Source organism: Vibrio sp. V12_P9A6T4, from assembly GCF_963874835.1.
GTDB lineage: Bacteria > Pseudomonadota > Gammaproteobacteria > Enterobacterales > Vibrionaceae > Vibrio > Vibrio anguillarum.
In genome coordinates this window covers 1-6,177 of sequence record NZ_CAWNJO010000114.1, presented here as the reverse complement: position 1 = coordinate 6,177, position 6,177 = coordinate 1, and the positions used below count along the sequence as shown (strand labels likewise).

Genomic DNA, 6,177 nt, shown 5'->3' with positions numbered 1-6,177 from the left:
CGGGCGTTATGCAACTCAGGTAAATTTAGGGTTTCAATCTTTTGGATTTCTCCGGCCATTCGTTTTGTGTTGTCGGCAAATGAGGACTTTCACCCTAAAATTCATGGTTCACTCAAACCGTAAAACAGGCAAAGTTCTTTGTTTGCCTCAATGAGTTTTGGTGCTGGTTTGTTGCCAATTCAGCGTGCGCAAAGTGTGGAAAGGGCAAGTTTATCGAGCGTTTTGTACTTGCTGAAAGTCTTGCTCGGTGAGTTTGTTTCATTCAAAAGCTTGGTTTGTTGTTGAAAGGTGGACTGTGTTTTGGCGGCTTATTTATCATTACTCTGGCTTGGGTTGGTTCTTGAATCACTCAACCATTGCAATGGTGGCTTTTGATCGAGTAAAGTCAGTTTATCTTATTGAATTTGCATAACAAACGGCTCAAGAGGGATTGCCAACGCGTGGCGGTTTTGGTGCAAAATTGAAGTTCAGTGTTTACAGTGTGTTTTTTGAGTCTGGCGGTGCGTTGTCAACCCCTTAGCCGGGCGTTATGCCTATTAGCCGGGTTTTAGTCCCTTTTTATGTGCATGGTTTCATGGTGTGCAATGTGATTATACAGTGCGCTATTGTGTAATGGTTGATAGTTTCACTGTCGGCTAAGTAATACTAACTAATCTTGAGAGAGGAATTTATGGAATTGCTAGTTTGGTTCTTAGTGTTTGTTGTTGTGATTATTGTCATAAGTGGTTACCTCGATAAGAAAAAACGGCAGAGACTAATGGCTAAATATGGAAATGCTGAATTAGTTGATAGGTTGATGAAAAAAACCATTTGGGAAGGCCAAACAGAAGAGCAACTAATAGATTCTCTTGGAAAGCCGTTAGATATAGATCAGAAGGTGTTAAAGACCAAAGTTAAGGAAACGTGGAAATATGATAAAGCAGGTAAAAACCGCTACAACTTAAGAATTATTGTCGAAAATGGATTTGTTGTGGGCTGGGATAAAAAATAGGCATAACAAACGGCTCAAGAGGGATTGCCAACGCTTGGCGACTTTAGTGCAAAATTGCAGTTCAGTGTTTACGGTGTGTTTTTTGAGTTCGGCGGTGCGTTGTCAACCCCTTAGCCGGGCGTTATGTAACTAGGAGAAAAAATGAGCATCAATGAAATGAATGGTTTTGAAGTTACTGGTTTTGTCATTCGTACAACTAATGCGGATGAAGTAAATTCATCGACTGCAAAAATTGGAAATCTTTGGGCTAAATTTTACACAAATGCTGCTCCAAAGTTAGATGAAAAATCAAAAATTTATGGCTTGTACACAAACTATGAGTCTGATTTTACAGGTGCTTTTGACGTTATCGCTTGTTCGGATACCTTATCACCAGAAATATTACCAGACGCAGTAAAAGTAAATGTTACTTCTGGTAAGTACGTGACTTTTGCTGCGAGCGGTGAAATGCCACAAGCAGTTATAGATCTTTGGGGTGAAGTTTGGAATTACTTTAGCTCTGAAAACTGTCCTCACGAACGAGCATACACAACAGACTTTGAATATTATAAAAGTGCTCATGAAGTCGAGATCTCTATTTCTGTCAAGTAGTTACATAACAAACGGCTCAAGAGGGATTGCCAACGCTTAGCGACTTTAATGCAAAATTGAAGTTCAGCGTTTACAGTGTGTTTTTTTAAGTTTGGTGGTGCGTTGTCAACCCCTTAGCCGGGCGTTAGCTGTATCTGTACAGAGGGAAATTAATGGATATCTTTAAGAAAAAAGAAGAATTAGTAATTCAGAATAATACCACTTCGATCGAAGAGCTTTTAGCTGGTGCACCTCAAGAGATTTTAGATCTGATTTTCGATGCAAGTGTGGTGATTTTGCCATCTCATGGAAGTGATGACTCCTTTTACGTAGGCACACTTGATACCTTGGACTACTTGAAAGAGCATGGCTTAACTACAGAAGTATTTGCTACTGACGATGACTATAAAGAGCTTGGTTTACACGGTGCCGACATTTGGTTGGGCACATTTGTAGTGAAGAACTTTGTTATACCAATATTTTGTAGCCTAATAGCTGCATATGTGTACGATAAGCTAAAAGCAAAGAGCGATGACAATATTTCTGTTAAATTCATTGTCGAAGATAAAGAGGGTAAATCAACTACTGTAGGTTTTAACGGTAAAGCTGACAAGTTACCTTCTGTTTTGGACGAAATTAAGAAGTTCCGAGATGAAAAATAATTTAAGCACAATTGAAGATATAGAGAATCCTGAATATCAAGCGTACTTAAGTGCACTGAAGGCTAGTAAAGATGAGGTTGCAAAACTACCGGGTAATGAAGACAACGCCAATGCTCATTGGCGTGAAATAGAAGCCTTAGAGTTAAGTGCTGACTTCATAAGAGTTTTTGCTTTGTTGAAAGCTAAAGAGTATCGAAGTGCGTGGGATCTATTAGAACGATGTGAAATTGCTTGTAAGTTTCTTATCAAGAACTCTAGTTCTGATTTTCAACAAAGAAAAAGAGTATCTTTTATTGAAGAGATGATTGAAAAGTATCAATCACTTTTCCCATACTGCGTTTTTGTTAGCCCTGGCTTTAAAGTTGGATATTATACTTGTGGTATATGTGGGCATAAAGTTCGACCTCGCTCTAGGTGCGAACACCAGAAAGGTATTGTGTATAATGGAAAACTATGTTTGCATGAAGGTCATGACTTAGAGCCTATAGAAATATCGATAGTTAACAAGCCTGTTCAAAAATACTCCGTTATGCACAATGATAGTACGCTCGATTTTTCTGTACTCGAGTACTTAGTTAGTTCTCTGCATAATGTATTTGAACCTTGGGACTATGAAAAAAAGACAATGTCTTTTCCTAGAGAAAAATTTTCAATGTTTTCTTCAAATGATTTATGCCCTTGTAAAAGTGGCTCAATATTTTCGTCATGTTGTGAGCATAAATCTGAAATAGAAATACCGCATATAGATTTTTACTTTTCGCGAAAATCTTTACATGATGAAAATGAAATTAGGTTTCCATACTAAGTAAAAATACAGCTAACAAAGCATTTAAGAGTGATTCGCAACGCTTGGCAGTTTCGCTTCGCTCAAGTATAGCCAAGCGTCGCTCACACCTTAATGCGGCGTTATAAGCAAATTCAGCCCCAGAGGATGAAAAATGGAAATCGAGTACAAAGTAAACCATCCAATCTCAGTTGAACAATTCGTGAGTTTACTGAAGAAAACTTCATTGGGTGAGCGTCGTCCTTTGGATAATGAGTCAACTATTCAGGGTATGCTCGACAACTCTAATTTAATTGTGACCGCATGGCTGAACGATCAACTTGTAGGTGTGGCTCGCTCAGTGACCGATTTTCACTATTGTTGCTATCTGTCTGATTTAGCCGTTGATGAAAGCGTTCAATCCAATGGTATAGGTAAATATCTGATCTTAGTGACTAAAGAAGAGTTGAGCCCAAGCTGTAAATTGGTTTTACTGTCAGCGCCGAAAGCGCAAGGTTATTATCCGAAAATTGGTTTTGAAGCTCATAATAGTGCATGGGTTTTGTCTAGTTCTGAACAGTTGAACATCAATTAAATCAAGGTGTTATTTGCTTATAACAAAGCGTTCAAGAGGGACAGCCAACGCGTGGCATTTTTACTATGCGTTGGTTTTTGTGGTTACAGTGTTATGCGGAAAGTTGGTAGTAGCGTTGGCTGCCCCTTAACGCGGCGTTATGCAACTCAGGTAAATTTAGGGGTTCAATCTTTTTAGATTTCTCTGGCCATTCGTTTTGTGTTGTCGGCAAATGAGCATTTTTACCTTCAAATTCGTGGTTAACTCAAACCGTAAAACAGATAAAGTTCTTTGTTTGCCTCAATGAGTTTTTGGCGCTGGTTTGTTGTAAATTCAGCGTTCGCAAAGTGTGGAAAGGGCAAGTTTATCGAGCATTTTGCACTTGCTGAAAGTCTTGCTTGTTGAGTTTGTCTCATTCAAAAGCTTGGTTTGTTGTTGAAAGGTGGACTTTGTTTTGGCGGCTTATTTATCACGGCTCCTACTTGGGTTGATTCTTGAATTACTCAACCTTTGCAATTGTGGCTTTTGGTTGTGTAAAATCAGTTTATCTCATTGAATTTGCATAACAAACGGCTCAAGAGGGATTGCCAACGCTTGGCGGTTTTAGTGCAAAATTGAAGTTCAGTGTTTACGTGTGTTTTTTGAGTTCGGCTATGCGTTGTCAACCCCTTAGCCGGGCGTTATGGCGCAAGGCATGACACACACATTTATAGGAACGATTATGAATAAAATGGAATTTGTTCGCTCACTATTGATCGAAAAGGGTATTAGTGCTCGTTTAGCTAAACCTTATCCATATCTATTCTACAAATTTGCTCGTTTAGATATGAAGCCTAGGGTGTTTGAAAGTCCATTGAAACTATTTGTTCTCCAATCAGTGCTTGGTACTGTCTTTTGGGGTGGGTTCATGTGACTCTTAGTCTGGCAGTTTCAAGGCTTTGTCGCTTCTCAAGTTTATGCGTCGATGTTTTTTGGTGTGATTACTGGTTTATTCCTTGCGGTTGAGGTCGCTAGGATACGCCGGAAGTATGGGGTCACCGATTTTGATAGTTGGCTTAAGGCAAATGGTTTGAAATAGCGCCATAACAAACGCCTCAAGAGGGACTGTCAACGCGTGGCGTTTCCAGTCCCATTGAGTCGCGGTGGTTACGGTTGTTGTGGTTGAGTTTGGTGTTATGCGTTGCCAGCCCCTTAGGCGGGCGTTATGCAACTCAGGTAAATTTAGGGGCTCAATCTTTTTGGATTTCTCCGGCCATTCGTTTGGTGTTGTCGGCAAATGAGCTTTTTTACCCTCAAATTCGTGGTTAACTTAAACCGTAAAACAGGCAAGATTCTTTGTTTGCCTCAATCAGTTTTAGCGCTGGCGTGTTGTAAATTCAGTGGGCGCAAAGTGTGGAAAGGGCAAGTTTATCGAGCATTTTGCACTTGCTGAAGGTTTCGCTCGTTAAGTTTTCCTGATTCAAAAGCTTGGTTTGTTGCTGAAAGGTAGACTTTGTTTTGGCGGCTTATTTATCACGGCTCTTGCTTGGGTTGGTTCTTGAATTACTTAACCATTGCAATTGTGGTTTTTGATCGAGTAAAGTCAGTTTATCTCATTGAATTTGCATAACAAACGGCTCAAGAGGGATTGCCAACGCGTGGCGACTTTAGCGCAAAATTGAAGTTCAATGTTTACAGTGTGTTTTTTGAGTTCGACGGTGCGTTGTCAACCCCTTAGCCGGGCGTTAGCTGAGGTTAAGAAAAGTCATAGAATTAAGCGTTTATTTTTCTTAGTCTGAGGCTCTAGCTTTACACCTGAAAGTCAGCACTTTTCCTCGTATCTCGCCAGTGGCACTGTTCGTGAAGCGGTTGAACTAACCGAAGTCTTCTTACGGGAAGTGGTGTGTTTGTTTATTTCTTTGGTGTGGCTTCTTTGGTTTTGAGGCTCTTTCGCGCTTAAATGGATTTCGTGCACTTGGTTGTTGGCTTCTTCGAAAGAATTCTTTGTAAATTTAAGTCTTAGAAGCTCGTCAGTTTTCCTGTTATTTCTTCTTTGCCAAGTGCGTTTCGTGGATTAGGTTTTAGTTTCTAAGTTGTCCGTTTTACTTTGTCGCTCGAAAACAATAATGTGTTTTAAATTAGGCCGTTGGGTAGTCAATCTCCGGCTAAAGTGCAGCAGCTAACAAACGGCTCAAGAGGGATTGCCAACGCTTGGCGGCTTTAGTTCAAAATTGAGATTCTAATGCAGAAGAACTTTTGCGTCTTCTAATCCAAGCAAGAAATCAAATGGGAAACGATTCGACTACATTAGATAATGCATTAATTGATTCCATTGTTGATGAGCTGCAAGTCATATTAAAAAATGAATGGGAAGTGACCAAAGACCGGGCCTGGGTAAAAGGCACTTAACAAACGCTTCAAGAGGGACAGCCAACGCGTAGCATTTTTATCATGCGTTGGTTTTTGTGATTGCGGTGTTATGCGGATGCTTAGTAGTTGCGTTGTCTGCCCCTTAAGCGGGCGTTATGCAACTCAGGTAAATTTAGGGTTTCAATCTTTTGGATTTCTCCGGCCATTCGTTTTGTGTTGTCGGCAAATGAGGACTTTCACCCTAAAATTCATGGTTCACTCAAACCGT

At 40.1% G+C, this 6,177-nt stretch carries 5 protein-coding genes and 1 pseudogene; all 6 read left to right on the top strand.

The window, feature by feature from the left end:
* The first annotated feature begins 670 nt into the window (after nt 1-670).
* The 6 genes and pseudogenes from AACQ42_RS16350 to AACQ42_RS16325 all read left to right on the top strand — a co-directional run bounded on the left by AACQ42_RS16350 (nt 671) and on the right by AACQ42_RS16325 (nt 4,638).
* Nucleotides 671-991, top strand: coding sequence for a hypothetical protein (locus tag AACQ42_RS16350; RefSeq protein ID WP_017046316.1), 321 nt, complete (start codon nt 671-673; stop codon nt 989-991).
* A 141-nt stretch (nt 992-1,132) separates the two neighbouring features.
* Nucleotides 1,133-1,582 (top strand): GyrI-like domain-containing protein, encoded by a 450-nt coding sequence (locus AACQ42_RS16345; RefSeq protein ID WP_017045404.1) that lies wholly within the window; start codon nt 1,133-1,135, stop codon nt 1,580-1,582.
* A 152-nt stretch (nt 1,583-1,734) separates the two neighbouring features.
* On the top strand, nt 1,735-2,223 hold the full coding sequence (locus AACQ42_RS16340) for a hypothetical protein (RefSeq protein WP_094166412.1): 489 nt from the start codon (nt 1,735-1,737) through the stop codon (nt 2,221-2,223).
* Nucleotides 2,213-3,028 carry a hypothetical protein gene (locus AACQ42_RS16335; RefSeq protein ID WP_094166411.1) on the top strand — a complete coding sequence of 272 codons (816 nt, stop codon included), beginning with the start codon at nt 2,213-2,215 and terminating at the stop codon, nt 3,026-3,028. Before AACQ42_RS16340 ends, AACQ42_RS16335 begins: the two co-directional genes overlap by 11 nt.
* A gap of 133 nt (nt 3,029-3,161) precedes the next feature.
* On the top strand, nt 3,162-3,581 hold the full coding sequence (locus AACQ42_RS16330; RefSeq protein ID WP_064626929.1) for a GNAT family N-acetyltransferase: 420 nt from the start codon (nt 3,162-3,164) through the stop codon (nt 3,579-3,581).
* A 661-nt stretch (nt 3,582-4,242) separates the two neighbouring features.
* Nucleotides 4,243-4,638: pseudogene (locus tag AACQ42_RS16325) on the top strand (DUF6404 family protein).
* Nucleotides 4,639-6,177: the final 1,539 nt, after the last annotated feature.

Coding starts and splice junctions, on each gene's coding strand:
- AACQ42_RS16350 (WP_017046316.1), top strand. CDS start 671: ATGGAATTGCTAGTTTGGTTCTTAGTGTTTGTTGTTGTGATTATTGTC.
- AACQ42_RS16345 (WP_017045404.1), top strand. CDS start 1,133: ATGAGCATCAATGAAATGAATGGTTTTGAAGTTACTGGTTTTGTCATT.
- AACQ42_RS16340 (WP_094166412.1), top strand. CDS start 1,735: ATGGATATCTTTAAGAAAAAAGAAGAATTAGTAATTCAGAATAATACC.
- AACQ42_RS16335 (WP_094166411.1), top strand. CDS start 2,213: ATGAAAAATAATTTAAGCACAATTGAAGATATAGAGAATCCTGAATAT.
- AACQ42_RS16330 (WP_064626929.1), top strand. CDS start 3,162: ATGGAAATCGAGTACAAAGTAAACCATCCAATCTCAGTTGAACAATTC.